Below are 19013 nucleotides of genomic sequence, written 5' to 3' on the forward strand. Positions count from 1 at the left end.
GATGGTCGTGATTCCCCACACACCGTCCGCTGCACTGAGGAGACCGACCATGAGGCTCGCGACGATCCGTAACGCCCAAGGAACCGCAGCGGCGGTGGACACCGGTTCCGGGTGGAGGCCGATCAACGGTGTGTCCGACGTCAACGACCTGCTCAGTCGTCCGGACTGGCGTGAGTTCGCCGATGCGGCCGGACACCGGGAGGACGTCTCGCCCCTCGACGAGTCGACCCTGGAATTAGCCGCCGTCGTGCCTGCACCGGGCAAGGTGATCTGCGTCGGCCTCAACTACGCCTCCCATATCCGCGAGATGGGCCGTGAACTCCCCGCACATCCCACGCTCTTCGCGAAGTTCGCCGAGACCCTCACCGGTCCCACTGATCCCGTCATCGCCGTGGCCGAGGACTCCGAGCTGGATTGGGAGGGTGAGATGGCGCTGGTCATCGGCGCCCGAGCCCACCGAGTGACGGAGGCTGAGGCACGGTCACGGATCGCCGGCTACACGGTGGCCAACGACATCTCCATGCGGGGATGGCAGTTCCGCACGGTGGAGTGGCTCCAGGGAAAGATCTGGGCCGAGTCGACCCCCGTAGGACCGTACCTGGTCACCACGGAAGCCTTCGACTGGTCTCGGTCGCGACTTCGCACCACCGTCAACGGCCAGGTCATGCAGGACCACGCGATCGGCGACCTCGTGTTCTCTCCGGAACAGCTCGTCGCCTACATCTCCACCATGCTCCCCCTCAATCCCGGTGATCTCATCCTCACGGGCACACCCGGCGGCGTGGGACGTGCCAGAGACCCACAGGTCTACCTGTCGGCCGGAGATGTGGTCGAGGTGCTGATCGACGGACTCGGCACTCTGCGGACTCTCATCGTGGAGCCCTGAGCTCATGACGGTCCCGCTGCCCCCTTATCGTGAGCTGGTCCTCACGGCGTTCGGCCTGTTCGGACGCAACGGGCAGGAGTGGATTCCGGTCGGGACCTTGGTCAGGCTGTTGGAGGACTGCGGCGCTGACGCGCCGGGCGTACGGGCCACCATCTCGCGGATGACCAAGCGAGGAAACCTCGAGAACCGACGCCGGGGCAGGAACAGCGAGTATCGGCTCAGTCCCAACCTCGTCTACGCGTTCTCCTCCGGTGACCGCAGGATCTTCGAGCCGGTCCGCGCATCGCCAGACGACCCGTGGCTGCTGGTCACCTTCAGCGTCTCCGAGTCGCAGCGCGATGTCAGGCACAGGCTCCGCAGCGGGCTGAGTCGACTCGGTTTCGGCACCATCAGTCCCGGTCTGTGGATCGCGCCGGTCCACGTCGAGGAGGAAGCACGCCAATACCTCGAACGTCACGGACTGATGGAGCACACGGCGATCTTCAGAGCCCACTCGGTCCACGGCGGGCCCGACGCCGACTGGTGGAATCTGGATCTCTTGGAGTCCCGCTACTCCTGGTTCCTCCAGGCGTACACGGAGGTCTCCGAACGCGTCGACGAGTCGGACTCATCGCTGCAGACCGCGTTCTCCGTCTACATGGTCATGCTCACCCACTGGCGACAGCTCCCCTATCTGGATCCCGGCCTCCCGGACGACATGCTCCCGCCTACATGGCCGGGACATCGAGCCTGGGATCTGTTCATCGCCCTGGACAGGGCGCTTCACGCCGCCGCGGATGAGTATGCGCGCTCAGTCCTCGAGGAGGATGCGGTTCAGGCGTCGTCCTGAATCTCGGCCACGCCCTGGATCTCGACCACGGCTTCCTTCTGCCACAGGCGGGAGACGCCGATCCCAGCCATCGCCGGATACCTGCGGCCCACCATCCGCTGCCAGACCCGTCCGACCTCACGGCCGTGCTCCAGATAGTCGTCGACATCGGTGAGATAGATCGTCACTGAGACCAGGTCCTCCGGTCGGCCACCTGCCTCCGCCAGGGTGGCCAGCACGTTACCCAGAGCCTGCTCGAACTGGGCGACGACGTCTCCGTCGACGATCCGGCCGTTCTCGTCCAGGGCGGTCTGCCCGCCCAGATACACGCGTCGTCCGGCCTTCACTCCGTGCGCGTAACCTCGAGCCTCTGCCAGCCCATCGGGGTTCAGAATCAGATTCTCCATGCCATAAACCTCTCTGTCATAGTACGTGAGCGTCCTCATACCAGTTCTCGGATTGATCATGGTCTATCACTTCCGTGACGCCCGTCACGCATGTAATATACCTCACAGCACCGCTGACGAACACGTGTCGAACCGATGAAGGTCGGCACGTCATCACAAGGACCGGAGGCCCACCATGACGCAGGACGAATCCACTCCCACCGTCGGACCGGACGTCGTGCCGGTCGTGACCCGCGCCGGACACGAAGACACGAACACCACCCAGTCCGGTGACTGCATACGCGTCTCAGGCGTCTCCATCCAGCACACACCGGCGACCAAGATCTGGTTCGGACAGGTCTCGAACAAACCCGGATACCGATCTCTCCCCCACCACCACGGTGAGGCCGAGACCGGGGGCTACGTGCTGCGCGGACACGGCAGGATCTACTTCGGCGAGGGGTACGCCCAATACCTGGACATGGAGGCCGGAGACTGGGTCTTCGTCCCGCCCTACATGCCGCATGTGGAGGCCAACATGTCAGTGACCGAGGACCTGATCTGGCTCACCACCCGCACCCCGGAGAACATCGTGGTCAACCTGGAGGACGTGCCGGACGACTCGCTCGAGGGATACCGCCGCGCATGACCACCGAGGAACTCGGTCGCACCGGAGACTTCTCCCGGAACGCCGAAGACAGCAGCCGGATGCTCGCGGCCCTCGACCTCCGAGAGGTCACTCCGCAGCGAGGCGACGTCGCCTGGTCCGCGACCACCCAATACGTGCCGTGGCCCAAGGCGTACGGAGGGGACATGGCGGCACAGGCCACGCTCGCGATGCTCCGCTCGGCCCCGGAGGACCGGTCCCTGCATTCGCTGCACAGCTACTTCATGCGACCGGTCGACATCGGTGCCGAGATCACCTACGAGGTGGAGGTGATCCGCGACGGCCGCAGCTACTCCACCCGCCACGTCCGCGCCGTACAGAACGACAAGGACGTCTATCTGAGCATCGGCTCCCTGACGCCCGAGGCCGACGGAGCCGAGTTCCACACCCCGCTGTCCGAGGCGGCAGCTCCCCTGGGACGGGACATCCCCGATCCGGAGTCTCTGCCGAGTTCCGCGGAGGTCCTTCCGGACTCCGCCGACCCGGCGGCGGACTACTGGGCACGGGGACGCAGCTTCGACATGCGCCATGTCCCCGGCCCCCTCTACCTAGAACATGACGAGGACAGGTCGCCCCACCAGGCGGTATGGGTCCGCTCCTACGACCAGCTTCCGGACGAACCCGCTCTCCACCAGGCCGCGCTGACCTACGCCTGCGACTACACGATCCTCGAGCCCTCACTCCGGGCCCAGGGGCTGTGCTGGTCCTCGCCGGGGCTCGTCACGGCCAGTCTCGACCACGCCATGTGGTTCCACCGGCCGGCACGTGTCGACCAGTGGCTGCTCTACCTCCAGGAGAGCCTCGACGTTGGCCGACAGCGAGGCCTCTCTTTGGGGCGCTTCTACACGCGTGGCGGCGAACTCGTCGCTACCGTCGCACAAGAGGGTCTCATCCGTCCCGGGTCCCAGTGACCTCCGAACCCTGCACACGAGGACCATCGATGGTACTTCTCACCAGCGCACACCATGACACGTTCTGCCGCGACAATCTCCCACCCCAGGAGCAGTGGCCGACGATGGAATTCACCCTGCCGGAGCTTCACTACCCCGATCGGCTCAACGCCGCCGAGGTGCTGATCGATCAGGCCGTCGACGCCTTCGGTGCCGATCGGCCCGCTCTCCTCACTCCGAACGGCGAACGGTGGTCCTACGGCGACCTGCAGCTGCGAGCTGACCAGGTCGCCCACGTCCTCACCCAGGAGATGGGGGTGGAGCCCGGAAATCGTGTGATGCTCCGGTCACCCAACAATCCCTGGCTGGTCGCCAGTTGGCTCGGTGTGCTGAAGGCCGGAGCGGTCGCCGTCACCACCATGCCCGTCCTGCGCCCCGCCGAAGTCCAGAAGCTGGTGGATCTGACCCGGCCCACCGTGCTGCTGACCGACCACCGTTTCGTAGACGGACTCACTGACGAGGTGACAGAGGTCCCCGTCGTCACGATCGGAGGTGGGGGTCCGGAGGACCTCGTGAGCCGGGCTGGCCACTATCGCGATCCGTTCCAGGCCGTGGAGACTTCGCAGGACGATGTCGCCCTTCTCGCGCCGACGTCCGGATCCACCGGGGCGCCGAAGGTGACCATGCATTTCCATCGCGACGTCCTGGCCAACGCGGACACCTTCGCCCGTCATATCCTTCGACCCGCACCGGACGACGTGTTCGCCGGGTCGCCGCCCCTGGCGTTCACCTTCGGACTGGGCGGTCTGGTGGTCTTTCCTCTGCGGTTCGGGGCCTCGGCGCTGCTGACCGAGCGGGTCACCCCCGTCGAGCTCGCCGAGCTCGTCGCGGAGCATACCGTCACCGTGCTGTTCACCGCACCGACCGCATACCGGGCCATCATCAGAGAAGGCTGCGGGGACCGTCTGCGTGGCCTGCGACTCGGGGTCTCGGCCGGGGAGCATCTTCCGGAGTCCACATGGCACGAGGTCCAGGAACACACCGGGCTGACACTCATCAACGGCATCGGCGCCACCGAGCTGCTCCACGTCTTCATCTCCACCACCCAGGACGAACCGGGCCCCGGGACGACGGGACGCCCGATTCCCGGTTTCCGCGCCAAGATCGTCGACGAGATGGGTCAGGATGTCCCCGACGGGGAACAGGGACGGCTCGCCGTCATCGGACCCACCGGGTGCCGCTACCTGGCTGATGACCGGCAGTCGGTCTATGTACAGGACGGATGGAACATCACCGGTGACACGTTCGTCCGGACAGCGGACGGCTCGTTCGTCTACCAAGCGCGTTCGGACAGCATGATCATCTCCTCCGGGTACAACATCAGCGCCCCCGAGGTGGAGGAGGCCCTGTCCGCCCACGATGACGTTCTGGAATGCGCCGTGGTGGCTAAGCCCGACGAAGACCGCGGCTCGGTGGTCTGCGCCTTCGTCGTCCTGCGCGACGGCGTCGAGGGCGACGACGTCCTGCGGCGCAGTCTGCAGGACCACGTCAAGAGCACCATCGCTCCGTATAAGTACCCGCGCGACGTGCGCTTCGTGGACGAGCTCCCGAAGAACCCCAGCGGGAAGCTCCAGCACTTCAAGCTCCGCGGCCAGCTGCAGGCGAGCTGACCCACCTACGACCCGAGGAGTCCATATGAAGATCGCAGTGATCGGCGGTGGCCCCGGTGGCCTCTACTTCTCCGCCCTGATGAAGCAGCTCGACCCCACGCACGAGATCACCGTGTGGGAGCGCAACGCGGCGACCGACACCTTCGGCTTCGGTGTGGTCTTCTCGGACGAGACGTTGGGCGGCATCGAACATGCCGACCCCGTCTTCGCCGAGGAGATGGAGCGGCGCTTCGCCCGATGGACCGACATGGACGTCAACTACCGGGGGCGGCAGATGACCGTCGGCGGGCAGGGCTTCGCTGCGATGAGCCGACATGAGCTCCTGCATCTGCTGCAGTCGCGTGCGGTGGAGGTCGGCGTCGACGTCCGCTTCAGCACCGACGCCCCGCCGGTCGACGAACTGTCGACGATGTACGACCTGGTGCTCGCCTCCGACGGCATCAATTCCGGTGTGCGGCGCGGGCGGGAGGAGACCTTCGGCACCACGCTGGACCCGCGGCATTCGAAGTTCATGTGGCTGGGCACCGACCAAGTCTTCGAGGCGTTCACCTTCTTCATCCGCGAGACCGAATGGGGAGTCATACAGGTGCACGCCTACCCCTACTCGGCGGAGCGCTCGACCTTCATCGTAGAGATGCACGAGGACGTATGGCGGGCCGCCGGCTTCGACGCGACCGAGGACGAGGTGTTCCCTCCGGGTGTCAACGACGAATACGCGGTCGACCGGCTCCGTGGGCTGTTCGCCGAAGAGTTGGCAGGTCACGAGCTGCTGGCCAACAACTCCAAATGGATCAACTTCACCACTGTGCGCAATGAGCGGTGGCGGGACGGCAACGTCGTCCTGCTCGGTGACGCCGCCCACACCGCCCACTTCTCCATCGGTTCCGGCACCAAGCTGGCGATGGAGGACTCGTTGGCGCTGGCCGCGTGCCTGCATGAACACGATTCCGTGGACGCCGCGCTGGAGGCCTATGAGACCGAACGCCGACCCGTGGTGGAGTCGACGCAGCGTGCCGCGCAGGCCTCCCTGGAGTGGTTCGAGGACATCGGCCGCTACGTGGGACAGGACCCGATGCGCTTCGCCTTCAACCTGTTGACCCGTTCCCGCCGTATCACCCAGGAGAACCTGCGGGTGCGGGACCCGGAGTTCGCGCAGCTGGTGGACGAGGACTTCGCCGCGGTCGAGGGACGCGACGAGGTGGTGCCGGCCATGTTCCAGCCGGGCGAGATCGGGCCGCTGGCGCTGAAGAACCGTGTGGTCGTCTCACCGATGGACATGTACTCGGCCGACGACGGCGTCGCCGGGAACTTCCACCTGGTGCATCTGGGATCGAAGGCATTGGGAGGCGCAGGCCTGGTGATGACCGAGATGGTCTGCGTCTCGGAAGAGGGTCGGATCACTCCGGGATGTTCGGGGCTCTATACCGAGGAGCACACCGAGTCCTGGCGCGAAGTCGTGGACTTCGTGCATGGCCACTCCACCGCCAAGATCGGTGCACAGATCGGCCACTCCGGCCGCAAGGGGTCGACGAAGCTGATGTGGGAGGGCATCGACCAGCCTCTGGACCAGGGGAACTGGGAGACCATCGGTCCCTCTCAGCTGCCGTACGGGCCCGAGAACCAGGTGCCTCGGGAGATGGACCGGACGGATATGGACGCCGTCGTCGAGCAGTTCGTGCAGGCGGCCCACCGGGCGCGGAAGGCCGGATTCGACCTGTTGGAGGTCCACGCCGCCCACGGATACCTGTTGTCCTCGTTCCTCTCACCGGTGGCGAACCGTCGGACCGATGAGTACGGCGGATCGCTGACGAACCGTCTGCGCTTCCCGCTCGAGGTCTTCGACGCGGTACGCGCCGTGTGGCCGGAGGATCGGGCGCTGACCGTGCGGATCTCCGCCACCGACTGGCACACCGACGGCAACACCGTCGACGACGCGGTGGAGATCGCCAGGGCGTTCATCGAACACGGTGCACACGCCATCGACGTCTCATCAGGTCAGGTCACCAAGGAGGAGAAGCCGGCCTACGGACGCAGCTATCAGACCCCGTTCGCCGACCGTATCCGCCAGGACGTGGCCGAGCCGGCCGGTGCCAAGGTCATCGCAGTAGGTGCCATCTCCTCGTACGACGACATGAACTCGATCCTGCTGGCCGGCCGCGCCGACTTCTGCGCTCTGGGCCGCCCGCATCTCTACAATCCCCACTGGACGCTTAACGCGGCGGCCGAACAGGGCATCGACGGAGTGGCGGGCGCCACCTGGCCCGACCAGTTCCGGGCCGGACGCCGGAAACCGCCGGCAGGACGCACCGATGCCGTCCGACCCCGGCTTGCGCTGGTCCGGCAGGACGACGACGGACAGCCGACCCACCTGCGGTGGAGGCCGTCGGAGAAGGTCGCCGAACCCGTCGGAGCAAACCGATGAGCACCCCCGCCGCCCGAGGCGAAACGACTGTGGCCGACGCCGTCGGTCGGACGCTGGCTGAACTGGGGGTCACCACGGTCTTCGGCGTGGTCGGCAGCGGCAACTTCCACCTCGTGGACGCACTGCGCCGCCACGGCGCGCGGTACGTGGCCGCCCGACACGAGGGCGGCGCGGCCACCATGGCCGACGCCTTCGCTCGGATGACCGGCACGGTACCTGTCGTCTCGACGCACCAGGGCTGCGGGCTGACGAACGCGGTGACCGGTATCGCTGAGGCCGCGAAGAGCCGCACACCGATGATCGTGCTCACTGCCGACACCGGTACCACCGCACGCCTGTCGAACTTCCGTATCGACCAGGACGGCCTGGCCCGCAGCGTCGGCGCCGAGCCGGCCCGCATCCTCTCCGCGGCCACTGCAGTCCGCGACACCGTGCGGGCCTTCCGCACCGCGTGGCAGGACCGACGGACGGTGGTGCTCTCCGTCCCGACCGATGTCGGCGCTCAGACAGTCTCGGATTCGCAGACGGAAGCGCCGGAGGTCACGCCTGCTGTTCCCGTCCGCCCGGACCGGAGATCGGTGGTACAGCTCTCCGAACTGCTGCGCGGGTCCCGTCGCCCGGTGTTCGTCGCGGGACGGGGCGCCCGCGAGGCAGGTGCGGAGATCCGCGCTCTGGCAGAGCACACCGGAGCCCTGACGGCCACCTCCGCGGCGGCTCATGGGCTCTTCGCCGATGACCCCTTCTCTCTGGGGATCTCCGGCGGATTCTCCTCCGACTTCACCGCTGAGACGATCACCTCGGCGGATCTGATCATCGCCTTCGGCTGTGCACTGAACATGTGGACCATGCGCCACGGTTCTCTCATCGGCCCGGAGACCCGGGTCGTCCAGATCGACGTCGAGCAGCAGGCGTTGGGCGCACATCGCGCCATCACCCTGGGGGTACGCGGCGATGCGGCCTTAACCGCCGAAGATGTCTTGGACGAGCTGCGGAGCACCGAACCCGTCCGGACCGGACTGCGCGATGCGGCGATGCGCCGACAGATCGCGAACTCTGCTCGGCGGAGCCACCAGGACTTCGAGGACATCACCGGCGAAGGCCGCGTGGACCCTCGGCGTCTGACGAACGTGCTGGACGAGGCGATACCCGCGGAACGGGTGGTCACGGTCGACTCAGGGAATTTCATGGGTTATCCGGCAGCACACCTGGCGGTACCCGATGCCCGCGGATTCTGTATGACACAGGCCTTCCAGTCCATCGGGCTGGGCCTGTACACAGCGATCGGGGCCTCCATGGCCGCACCCGAGCGGGTCACCGTGCTGGGCGCAGGCGACGGCGGCTTCCTCATGTCGGTCGCCGAGCTGGAGACGGCAGTCCGTCTGCAGCTGCCGCTGCTCGTGATCGTCTATGACGACTCCGCCTACGGGGCTGAGGTGCATCACTTCGACGTGGACGAGGAGTCGATGTCGATCGTCACCTTCCCCGAGACCGACATCGCGAGTATCGCGAGAGGCTTCGGCGCAGAGGCGATGACCGTTCGGAACGAGGGCGACCTGGCCCGGGCGGCGGAACGAATACGCGCCGGCGTGGCCGCCCCGCTGGTGGTCGACGCGAAGATCGCCTCCGACGGCGGCTCATGGTGGCTGTCCGAGGCGTTCAGAGGACATTGATCGCTCACCGAGCGAAGACATAAGAGATCACCCCGTACCCGAGTGGTCCGGACCCACACCGAGGAGGACGTCATGTCCGCTGCACGAAACGCCCAGGCCCGGGCGGATTGGAACATCCCTGACAGGGTCACCGTCCTGGTGCTCAGCGCCTGCTGGTTCGCCGTACTGGCCGAAGGTTACGACATCGGCGTCCTGGGCGCGGTGCTGCCCGCACTGGCCGAATACGAACCGTGGGGCCTCTCCCCCATGGAGCTCGGCGGTCTGGGATCCTACGCCCTGATCGGCATGCTGATCGGTGCATTGTTCATCGGTCAGCTCAGCGACCTCATCGGTCGCCGTCGTGTGCTGCTCTTCGCCTTCGTCATCTATAACGCCTCCGCCCTGGGGGTGGCACTGGCGCCGACCCCGGAGGTCTTCGGCATCTTCAGGTTCATCGGTGGCCTCGGCATGGGTGGGCTCATTCCGATCGCCGCCGCCATGACCATCGAGTTCTCCCCGCCGTGGCGCCGGTCGCTGAACTACACGCTGATGTTCTCCGCGTACTCCTTCGGGATCGTCGTCGCCGCGCTGGTGGCACTGGTGACCTTCACCAACTCGGACGACCCGGAGATGTGGCGCTGGGTCGTCGGCATCGGGGCGGTGCCGATCGTCTTCCTGCCGGTCATCGCGAAGATGCTGCCGGAGTCGCTCGAATATCAGGTCAACAAGGGACAGATCGACCAGGCCCGTGCGCAGGCCGAGAAGCTCGGCATCCGGCCGTTCGACCCCGACACGATCCGCATCGCCGAGTCGGAGAAGGTCTCGGAGGTCCCGTGGCGTCAGGTGCTGGCGGCCATCTTCTCGCCGAAGTTCCTGCGGTCGACCATCCTCTTCTGGGTCGCACTGTTCTGCGGACTGCTGCTGGTCTACGGACTCAACACCTGGCTGCCCTCGATCATGCGTGAGGCCGGCTACGACCTCGGCGGCTCGCTGACGTTCCTGCTGGTGTTCAGCCTCTCGGCAGGCTTCGGGGGGCTGGCCCTGGGATGGGCCGCCGACCGCTTCGGTCGCCGACCGGTGCTCGCCATCTTCTACGTGCTGGGCGGCCTGGGCGTCATCCTGCTGATGATGGACTACCCGTTCTGGGTGAACATGATCCTCGTCGGGTTCGCCGGGCTCGGAGCCATCGGCACCTCGGCGATCCTCACCGGCTACATCACCGACTTCTACCCGCCCAATGCCCGGGCGACGGCGGCCGGATGGGCCCTGAGCTTCGCTCGGGTCGGCGCGATCATGGGCCCGATCCTGGGCGGTTGGATCGCGGCCTCGGCGCTCGGCTTCGCCTGGAACTTCTACATCTTCGCCGCTGTGGCCGGGATGGCCGCCCTGTGTCTGGCCGGCATCCCGCGGGAGAAGCCGACGGCCACCGCGATCGAGGTGGAGGCCGGCACGACGGTCAACCCGGAGCAGCACCGGCAGGGGGCAGGGTCATGACGGCAGTCGCAGCCATCCTCGGGGCACTCCGGGGCGGGGAGGTGCGGGTCGTCGATCTCACCAACCGGCTGTCAGAGACGACTCCGACCCTCACCCTTCCGGAGCCTTTCCCGAACCTCATCGACTTCAGCCTCGATCAGGTCAGCGCGTACGACGAGCCGGGTCCGTTCTGGAAGCACCACAACATCCATACCGGTGAGCATGTCGGCACGCACATCGACGCACCGGTGCACTGGGTCTCGGGGCGGGACGGGCTGGACGTCTCGCAGATCCCCCCGGAGCGGCTGGTCGGCCCGGCCGCGGTGATGGATCTGACGGAGCAGGTGACGGCGGATCCGGACTTCCTCCTGGAGGTCGATCACGTCCGTCGGTGGGAAGTCGAGAACGGCGGGCTGCCCGAAGGAGGTTGGCTGCTGCTGCGCACCGGATGGGACCGATTCGCCGACGATGAGGAGGCGTTCCTCAACACCGACGCGACAGGGTCGCACACGCCCGGGGTCTCCGCCGAATGCGCGCGGTGGCTGGCGGAGGAAACGCCGTTGTCTGGGATCGGCGTCGAGACCGTCGGCATCGATGCTGGTCGCGGCGCCGAGCTCGATCCTCCGTTCCCGGCCCACTACCATCTCCTGGGCAACGACAAGTACGGCATCACGTCTCTCCAGCGGCTGGGTGAGCTCCCGTCCACCGGAGCGATGATCATCGTCTCGCCGCTGCCGATCGTCGGCGGGACGGGAAGCCCGTGCCGCGTCTTCGCCCTGGTCGATAGGGTCTGAACAGGCATACCTCACGTGCAAGGGGTACAAAGGACGGTGCAGATGAACGGAACGGCGGAGCTTGACCTCGTCCGTGACGGGACGCAGTGCTGGCGCGATCTGGTGGCGACGCTCGATGACGCGGAGTTAGATGCTCCGACTCTCCTCGAGGGGTGGACGCGGCGGCATCTGATCGCTCATGTCGCGTTCAACGCCCGCGCGCTGGGACGGCTCACCGAGTGGGCCCGCACCGGGGTGGAACACCCGATGTACGCCTCCCAGGAGGCGCGCGACGAGGAGATCGCCCGGGGTGCGGAGCTGACCGGCGAGCAGCTGCGTCGACTGGACCGCGAGTCGGCTGAGGCGCTGGCCACAGGCTGGGACGCCCTGCCCGCGGACCGTTGGGAGGCCGAGGTCCGGACCCGGCAGGGAACGATGATCCCGGTGCGACAGACCGTGTGGATGCGGGCCCGAGAGGTGTGGATCCACGCCGCAGACCTGGATGCGGGTTTCGGCTTCGCCGACATGCCGGAGGAGTTCTTGGAGCAGCTCTTCGTCGACGTCGTCGGAAGCCTCCGCGCGCGGGAGAGTGGCCGCCGGTTCGTCGTGTCGGTCGAGGGTCGGCCTGACCTGGAGGCCTCCACGTCTGAGGACTCGTCCGCGGAGTCGCTGCGCATCAGCGGTCCGCTGTGGGCCGTGGTGGCCTGGGCATCTGGCCGCGGCGGCGAGGGGCTGGCATCGGGTTCGGAGGTTCCCGCCCCCACGTGGCTGTGAGGGCGGGAACCTCTGAAGCCCTGATCCCCTGATCAGGAGAGCAGGGTCATGATCGCCCCGGCCTCCTGCTCGAGCTGGTTCAGCCGATCCATGATGTCGTCGCCATAGATGATGCCGATGACGACCCCGAGAGCGATCAGGAACAGGCCGATAGCTCCGGTGATGATGCCGGCGATGCCCTGGCCCCGTCCTTCCCGCTTCTTCGCCGCGATGATCCCCAGAATGATGGCCAGCGGGCAGAGGATCAGGCTGGCGAGCTGCAGCAGCGGGACGAACAGCAGCAGAAGACCGACGATGCCGCAGATCATGGCGGCGACGCCGAGACCCCTGGAACGGCGAGGCGGAACCGCATCCGGGTGGGCCGCGTAGGCCGGCGGCGCCTCGTGGTGATGATGCACCTCTCGCTGGTAACCGTCGTCGTGCCGCACGTGGTCGTGCCTGCCATCGTGGCGGACCTCGTCGTGATGCACATCCCGTCTGAAATCGTCGTGCCTGCCGTCGTGACGCACGTCGTCTCGGTACGGCTCGTCGTGGCGGCGATCGGGGTGGCCCCCCGCATCCCGTGGCACGTCGCGGCGCGCGTCTTCGCTCAGACCTCCGTCACGGTGAGGACGGTCGTCATAGTGCCCAGGGCCCGGCTCACTGTAGGGATCACGGCGGTCTCGCTCGGGGTTCGGTGTCTCAGACATCGTCTCGCCTCCTGACAGATCGGTATGGGCGATGTGAGTGTGACTGTATCTCTCTGACCTGCAGTGATCCAGGGTCTGCGCCTGAAACATGCAGGCTCGGTCCAAGAATCCCGCAGACGGCGCCTCCGCACTGACCCATAATGGTGGCCATGACGTCACCGCATCTGACCGCACTGCTGGAAGGCCCGCTCGAGACGAAGCTTCCGGAGGTGACGATCCGCCTTGCCACGAGCGACGATGCGGACTTCTGCGTGGAGCTTGCGGAGGCCGCCGGTTCCCGTCCGGGGAACGGACGCTTCGAGCATCCGCACTATCAGAGCGGTGTGCGCGCAGGACTCTCCGAGGGGTACCGAGGGTTCCGGAAGGCGGTGACCGAGGCTCCGAAGCAGGCCGATCCTGAGCGGAACGACTGGAACGCCGCAGCCGGTGCCGCGCAGTTCGACCTCATCGCGGAAGTCGACGGCGAGCGCGCCGGGTTCGTACGGATGGGACCGCCCATGGGGCTGATCGCCCAGCTGCTGAAGAAGGGCTACGCCGGCACCCAGGCGGCGGCGCTGATCGTCCACGTCACCGAGATCACGACCCTCGCCGTCGACGGCGAGCGCGCAGGGTCCCACGACATCGGGGATCTTGAGAAGGTGCTGCTCTCCCACGCAGTGCGGCTGTCCCGGCACACCGGGGTGGCCCTGATGTTCGCCGATGTGCCGGCCCAGCGGGTGGCGCTGATGCACCAGTTCGGGCTGCGGCGAGTGCGCCCGAAGAAGGAGAAGCCGGGGCTGAACCTGTGGCCGGTGGCCGGTAAGCACCTGGTGGAGAAGGGCGACCGCGAGACGGACAAGGGCCCGTTCGTCATGCCCACCCAGGGCAACCAGCTGTGCGCACGGGTGACACCGGGCGAGGGACGTGTCCAAGCGTCCCTGCGCCGGCACAATCCCGAGTTGGGGTGACCGTTCCGACCCCCTGCACGATTGCCTGATGCTTCGCGCGTTCTCACCCGTCGAGAGTGAAATCACCCGCCGACAGTTTGGCGGGTGATTTCACTCTCGAGGGGTAGCGGCAAGTAGACCTCTACGATGACTCCCGCACCTCTTCCTCCGGACCAGCTCGAGTAAGGGGTAGGTATCCCCGCTGAAGCAGGGAGCAGTTCGAACCGTCAGTCACAGCGGCGAATCAATCGGGCTCACCCCCGCCGCGCGGGGCAGTGGCAACTCTGTCATACGCTTCTGAAGATCACGAGGCAAACAGAAGCGCAGTCACGACCTCTAACGATTGATTCGCTGTGGTTCTTTATTGGTCGTCCCGTGCTAAGCTGTAAGGCATTGTGACTCTCATCACACGAAAGGCTCCCAGATGCTTCAGCGCACCGCATGGCCGCTCGGTGGTTGGAGCATCTGGGCTAAGAGTGGCGACGAGAGTGGATGGCTCTCACTCCCCCAGCACATGATCGACAGTGCTGGGGTGGCAGAGATCCTCTGGAACGAGTGGGTGGCACCGTCACAGCGACGGCTTGTCGAGGGGAATCTCGGCATCTCTTCAGAAAACGTCACTCGGAAGGTGGCCTGGCTGGCCGGCAGCCACGACGTCGCGAAAGCCGATCCGGCATTCTTGAGGCAGATCGAAGACCGGCCGGAGCACAGGTACCTGGTCGACAAGATCAGCGACGCGGGACTCCCCCTAGAGCGGGACGCACAGTTCCCCGGAAAGCTCGCGCACTCAACTCTGGGCGCGGCGATCATCACTCATTACCTAGATGCACGCTGGGGAATCCCCCCACGCACTGCGCGAACATTGGCCTCAGTCGCAGGCTCCCACCACGGATTGCCGGCCAGCACAGCCGCCTTTAACGAGGCGCGTCGCTACCGCGCGGCTATGGACCCTCAGTGGATGACCCTGCACACCGAACTCCTCGATTCCCTGGCGGCTCATACCGGCGCAGACGAGGTAATCCCGCTCTTGACGAAAACGAAGCTGTCGCCCCAGACGCAGATGATCATCACAGGGCTGACCATCATGACGGACTGGATCGCCTCGAACCCCACAGCCTGTCCTATGACAGCAACCGGTCATAGCTCCGACCCGAAGAGGGCGCGGGCCGCCGTCATCGCCATCCGCCCGACCACCCCCTGGTCGCCTCACCTCCCGGATACAGGGAAGACTACTGATGACTTCGCCGCCCGATTCGACTGGCCCGAGAACCGCAAGGCGCACCCGTCACAGGTCTCTGCGTTGGAGCTGTGTCGCTCCCTAACCCCAGGTGAGACCGGCATGCTCGTCATCGAAGCGGCCATGGGCGAGGGAAAGACTGAGGGTGCTCTCCTCAGTGCCGAAGTCTTGGCTCAAAGATCTGGATCATCAGGAGTCATGGTCGCCGCGCCCACCACTGCAACAGCGGACGGACTGCTCACCCGAGTCGCACGTTGGGCTGAGTCCACCACGACGGCCGACCGCCCCATGTCGCTCTTTCTCGGACACTCACGCAGCAAGCTGAATCCGGATATGCGCACCCTTCGCTTTCAGGGCATCGACGGCGACGAGGTGCGCGCACCGACTGTGGCACACCAGTGGCTCAGCGGACGCAAGAAGGGAATTCTGTCCAACGCCGTCGTCGGGACGGTCGACCAGGTGCTGTTCATGGCGCTCCAGAGCAAGCATGTGATGCTCCGGCATCTGGGCCTGAGCAGCAAGGTGGTCATCATCGATGAGTGCCACGCCTATGACTCCTACATGTCGGCCTACCTGGCGACCGCCCTGCACTGGCTGGGGAAGTACAGAGCACCCGTGGTCCTGTTGTCCGCGACGCTGCCGGCCACACGTCGTCGCGAACTCATGGACGCCTACCGAGCAGGGCTCGACATCGACTACGAACCTGCGATCACGCCGGAAGGTCCGACCGGCCCCGCAGCGAGTACGGACGGAGTCGACTATCCCCGACTCACACTCGTCACCGATGATCGCGAGCAGACCGTGACGCCGGGCAGCTTCCGCAAGTCGGTTCAGGTCACTCTCACTGTCATCGCCGATGACGACGCCGCACTCCACAATGCCCTCCTCCTCACACGTGATGAGGGCGGATGCACCGCCGTCGTGTGCAGCACAGTATCCCGCGCCCAGGACGCCTTCCGTATCGCTCGCAACATGGTCGGCGACGACGCCGTGCTTCTGCACGCCCAATTCACGGCCTCCCACCGATTGTCCAAAGAACGCCAGCTGCTGCAGGAATTGGGACCGCATGCCGGCAGGGACTCAGGCCGACCTCACCGACGTGTCGTCGTCGCTACACAGGTGATCGAGCAGTCTCTGGATCTCGACGTCGACCACCTGATCACTGATGTCGCTCCTGCTGACCTCCTCCTCCAGCGGACCGGCCGGTTGCACCGACACAAGAGGAACTTGCGTGACCGTCCTCGGTGGGCGCACCAGCCTCGCGTCAAAATCCGCGGGCTTCTGAATTCGGCACCAGGTGAACGTCCTCCGACCTTCTCCCCTGGCGTGAACTTCGTCTATCCCGAGCCCCTGCTCCTCAGCAGCATCGCTGCACTGAGCCTGACTAGCCCCGAGACGGAGATCGAGCTCCCGACAGACATTCCCCGGCTCGTCCATGCCGCCTATGAGGCCCCCTCCGTTCCAGATTCCTGGTCCGAACACTTCGAGGACACACGAAGAGAGTGGCAGGTCGAAGAGCGTGAGCGCCGCAGCCGGGCGCGCAACTTCCAGATCAAGTCCCCGGATCACGGAACCCTGACGGACACCTTCGCCAGCAAGGTGGGTGCTGTGGACGAGGGCACGAACCTCGGGGAGCAACAGGGCCTGGCTCGGGTCCGTGACGCTGACCCGAGCATCGAAGTCATCCCCGTTGTGACCACCGGTGACTCCTACTCACCGATGCCAGAAGGTTCCGCCGACACAAGGCCGCAGATGATCCATGAGGGCGTCATCCCCCAGGGCTCGCAGGAACGACGTCTGGCCTCGTCCACCCTGAGGCTTCCCACCCGATTCGCCAGGGCACGTCGAGGACAGCCGGACCCACTGGACACCCTCATCGACGAACTCGAAGGGCAGACAGATCCCGCGTGGATGCAGTCGTCACTGTTGCGCGGGCAGCTGATGCTCCGGTTCGACGACTCGCTGCGAACGACGGTCGCCGGTCACGAGCTCGAGTACGACCTCGAACTAGGGTTGGTCGACCACACCCACGACGCCTGGCGCGCTCAGGTGCAGCAGGAAGACAGGGAGAGTCATGACGACTGAGACGCCACCGACGACATCGAAGAAGTTCGACCTCCTCGAGGAGCCATGGGTCACCTGCCTCATGATCGATGGACAGGAAGAGCTGCTTTCCCTCAGGGGGGTGCTGGACTGTTGCGACGACATCTCCCGCATCAGCGGCGACAGCCCGCATCAGGCGACAGCGATGCTGAGGCTTCTTCTGTCCATCTTCTGGCGAGCGCACCTCACCGCCGGCGAGCTGGGCCGCCGCCGCACAGACGCCGAGCAGTGGTGGACCGATCTCTTCCTGGACGGTGATCGGCACCAAGTCATCGGTCCGCTCCACGCATATCTGCAGTCCCACAGTGACCGATTCTCATTGTTCCACCCGACTGCTCCGTTCTTCCAGGTCGCCGACCTGCAGAAGGCAGATGAGAGTTACAGTCCCATTAGTCGACTCATCCCCGAAGCTGAGAACGACTACTTCGCCCTCCGGGCCGATGAAGGCCGAGCCGCCCTGGACTACGCAGAGGCGGCGCGCTGGCTGGTCTGCATCCAGGCCTACGACTACTCCGGAATCAAGCCGGGTGCGGTCGGCGATCCTCGTGTCAAAGGCGGAAAAGGCTACCCCATCGGACCGGGCTGGAGCGGTCAGGTCGGCGCCGTCGTCCTGCACGGACGGACGCTGCGCGAGACGCTGCTGCTGAACACCCCCGCATCTCTGATCCAGTCTCTCTACATGGAGAACAAACAGGATGCGCCGCCGTGGGAGCGGGATCCCGACGGACCCGCACCACGGGCGGCTGACGCGGTCAGTCCTGAGGGACCCTGTGACACTCTCACCTGGCAGTCTCGGCGCGTCCGCCTGCATCGCGACGAGGACCTCGTCGTGGGTGTGCTGGTCTCGAACGGTGACAAGATCCAAAACAAGAACCAGTTCCTCGATCCGATGACGGCCTACCGCTACAGCCGGAACCAGTCGACGAAGGTCCATACGGTCCACATGCCTCAGGAGCACGATCCGGACCTGACGATCTGGCGCGGTCTGGCCCCAATCCTGGCCCGCACTCCGCAGTCGGAGGCAGAGGGCTCCGCCCCGACAGGCCGGATACCGAGCACTGTCGACGCACTGCAGGGACTGGCGCTTACCAAGCTGCCGGAGGACTTCACGGTCGTCACCGAGCTGATCGGAGCACGATACGGCGCCCAGCAGTCCTCCCACGCCGACACCATCCATACAGTGCTCCCGCTGCGCATGAGCTTCCTCCTCTCCAGGGAAGACCGGCTGGCTCAGGCCGTCGTGAACGCGGGGCGGGTCGCACTCGACGCCACCGTGGCACTCGGACAGTTCGCCGGCACACTGCTTCAGGCGGCTGGCGGCGACTACGAGTTTCAATCTGCCCCCCGCGCAGCCGTCCTCCACGGACTCCAGTCGCATTTCGCGCAGTGGGTGGTCGGCATCGTCCCAGATGCCGATATGCATGACGCCGCACAGAAGTGGGAAGACCTCGTTCGGCGCGCCGTGATCGATGAAGCACGGACTCTCCTGAGATCCGCCTCACCCAAGGCGATGATCGGCACCTACGTCGGAGCCGAATCACCTCGCCTCGTCTCCGGTGCCGCTGCCTGGGGGCGTTTCCAGAGACGGTTGGACGAGCTGCTCCCAACAACAGACCTCGACCGCAAGCATCCAGAGACAGCACAGGCGGAAGGCGAATGA

General features: G+C 66.0%; 16 protein-coding genes. 14 read left to right on the plus strand and 2 right to left on the minus strand.

What is annotated here, in order from left to right:
- Positions 1–49 precede the first annotated feature (49 nt).
- Both N7E59_RS04855 and N7E59_RS04860 read left to right on the plus strand, forming a co-directional pair.
- Positions 50–886, plus strand: a complete 837-nt coding sequence (locus N7E59_RS04855; RefSeq protein WP_261623789.1) for a fumarylacetoacetate hydrolase family protein — start codon at positions 50–52, stop codon at positions 884–886.
- Between the two features lie 4 nt (positions 887–890).
- Positions 891–1715: a PaaX family transcriptional regulator gene (locus tag N7E59_RS04860; RefSeq protein ID WP_261623790.1), complete on the plus strand. Its 825-nt coding sequence runs from the start codon at positions 891–893 to the stop codon at positions 1713–1715.
- Here N7E59_RS04860 and N7E59_RS04865 read toward each other — a convergent pair.
- Positions 1700–2101, minus strand: coding sequence for a RidA family protein (locus N7E59_RS04865; RefSeq protein ID WP_261623791.1), 402 nt, complete (start codon positions 2099–2101; stop codon positions 1700–1702). The genes N7E59_RS04860 and N7E59_RS04865 overlap by 16 nt on opposite strands.
- Positions 2102–2276: 175 nt before the next feature.
- On the opposite strand from N7E59_RS04865, the gene N7E59_RS04870 reads away from it, so the two are divergent.
- From N7E59_RS04870 to N7E59_RS04905, 8 genes are all read left to right on the plus strand, one after another.
- Positions 2277–2729 carry a cupin domain-containing protein gene (locus N7E59_RS04870; RefSeq protein WP_261623792.1) on the plus strand — a complete coding sequence of 151 codons (453 nt, stop codon included), beginning with the start codon at positions 2277–2279 and terminating at the stop codon, positions 2727–2729.
- Entirely contained in the window at positions 2726–3658 is a 933-nt protein-coding gene (locus tag N7E59_RS04875; RefSeq protein WP_315942986.1) for an acyl-CoA thioesterase, read from the plus strand. The genes N7E59_RS04870 and N7E59_RS04875 overlap by 4 nt, the downstream gene beginning before the upstream one ends.
- A gap of 29 nt (positions 3659–3687) precedes the next feature.
- Positions 3688–5307, plus strand: coding sequence for an AMP-binding protein (locus tag N7E59_RS04880; RefSeq protein ID WP_261623793.1), 1620 nt, complete (start codon positions 3688–3690; stop codon positions 5305–5307).
- Positions 5308–5332: 25 nt separating this feature from the next.
- On the plus strand, positions 5333–7729 hold the full coding sequence (locus N7E59_RS04885; RefSeq protein ID WP_261623794.1) for a bifunctional salicylyl-CoA 5-hydroxylase/oxidoreductase: 2397 nt from the start codon (positions 5333–5335) through the stop codon (positions 7727–7729).
- The gene (locus N7E59_RS04890) at positions 7726–9399 is read left to right on the plus strand and encodes a thiamine pyrophosphate-binding protein (protein WP_261623795.1); all 1674 of its coding nucleotides are present in this window, start codon (positions 7726–7728) and stop codon (positions 9397–9399) included. The genes N7E59_RS04885 and N7E59_RS04890 overlap by 4 nt, the downstream gene beginning before the upstream one ends.
- Before the next feature lie 72 nt (positions 9400–9471).
- A complete protein-coding gene (locus N7E59_RS04895) occupies positions 9472–10872 on the plus strand; it encodes an MFS transporter (RefSeq protein WP_261623796.1) in 1401 nt (466 codons plus the stop codon).
- Positions 10869–11645, plus strand: coding sequence for a cyclase family protein (locus N7E59_RS04900; protein ID WP_261623797.1), 777 nt, complete (start codon positions 10869–10871; stop codon positions 11643–11645). Before N7E59_RS04895 ends, N7E59_RS04900 begins: the two co-directional genes overlap by 4 nt.
- A 42-nt stretch (positions 11646–11687) precedes the next feature.
- Entirely contained in the window at positions 11688–12398 is a 711-nt protein-coding gene (locus N7E59_RS04905) for a maleylpyruvate isomerase family mycothiol-dependent enzyme (RefSeq protein WP_261623798.1), read from the plus strand.
- A 32-nt stretch (positions 12399–12430) separates the two neighbouring features.
- On the opposite strand, the gene N7E59_RS04910 is transcribed toward N7E59_RS04905, so the two are convergent.
- Positions 12431–12796, minus strand: a complete 366-nt coding sequence (locus N7E59_RS04910; RefSeq protein WP_261623799.1) for a DUF4190 domain-containing protein — start codon at positions 12794–12796, stop codon at positions 12431–12433.
- On the opposite strand from N7E59_RS04910, the gene N7E59_RS04915 reads away from it, so the two are divergent.
- From N7E59_RS04915 to casA, 4 genes are all read left to right on the plus strand, one after another.
- A complete protein-coding gene (locus tag N7E59_RS04915; RefSeq protein ID WP_261623800.1) occupies positions 12788–13102 on the plus strand; it encodes a hypothetical protein in 315 nt (104 codons plus the stop codon). The genes N7E59_RS04910 and N7E59_RS04915 overlap by 9 nt on opposite strands.
- A 134-nt stretch (positions 13103–13236) precedes the next feature.
- Positions 13237–14034: a hypothetical protein gene (locus N7E59_RS04920; RefSeq protein WP_261623801.1), complete on the plus strand. Its 798-nt coding sequence runs from the start codon at positions 13237–13239 to the stop codon at positions 14032–14034.
- A 403-nt stretch (positions 14035–14437) separates the two neighbouring features.
- Positions 14438–17335, plus strand: a complete 2898-nt coding sequence (cas3, locus tag N7E59_RS04925; protein WP_261623802.1) for a CRISPR-associated helicase Cas3' — start codon at positions 14438–14440, stop codon at positions 17333–17335.
- Entirely contained in the window at positions 17325–19013 is a 1689-nt protein-coding gene (gene casA, locus N7E59_RS04930; RefSeq protein ID WP_261623803.1) for a type I-E CRISPR-associated protein Cse1/CasA, read from the plus strand. Before cas3 ends, casA begins: the two co-directional genes overlap by 11 nt.

Source organism: Nesterenkonia marinintestina (genome assembly GCF_025420485.1).
Classification (GTDB): domain Bacteria; phylum Actinomycetota; class Actinomycetes; order Actinomycetales; family Micrococcaceae; genus Nesterenkonia; species Nesterenkonia marinintestina.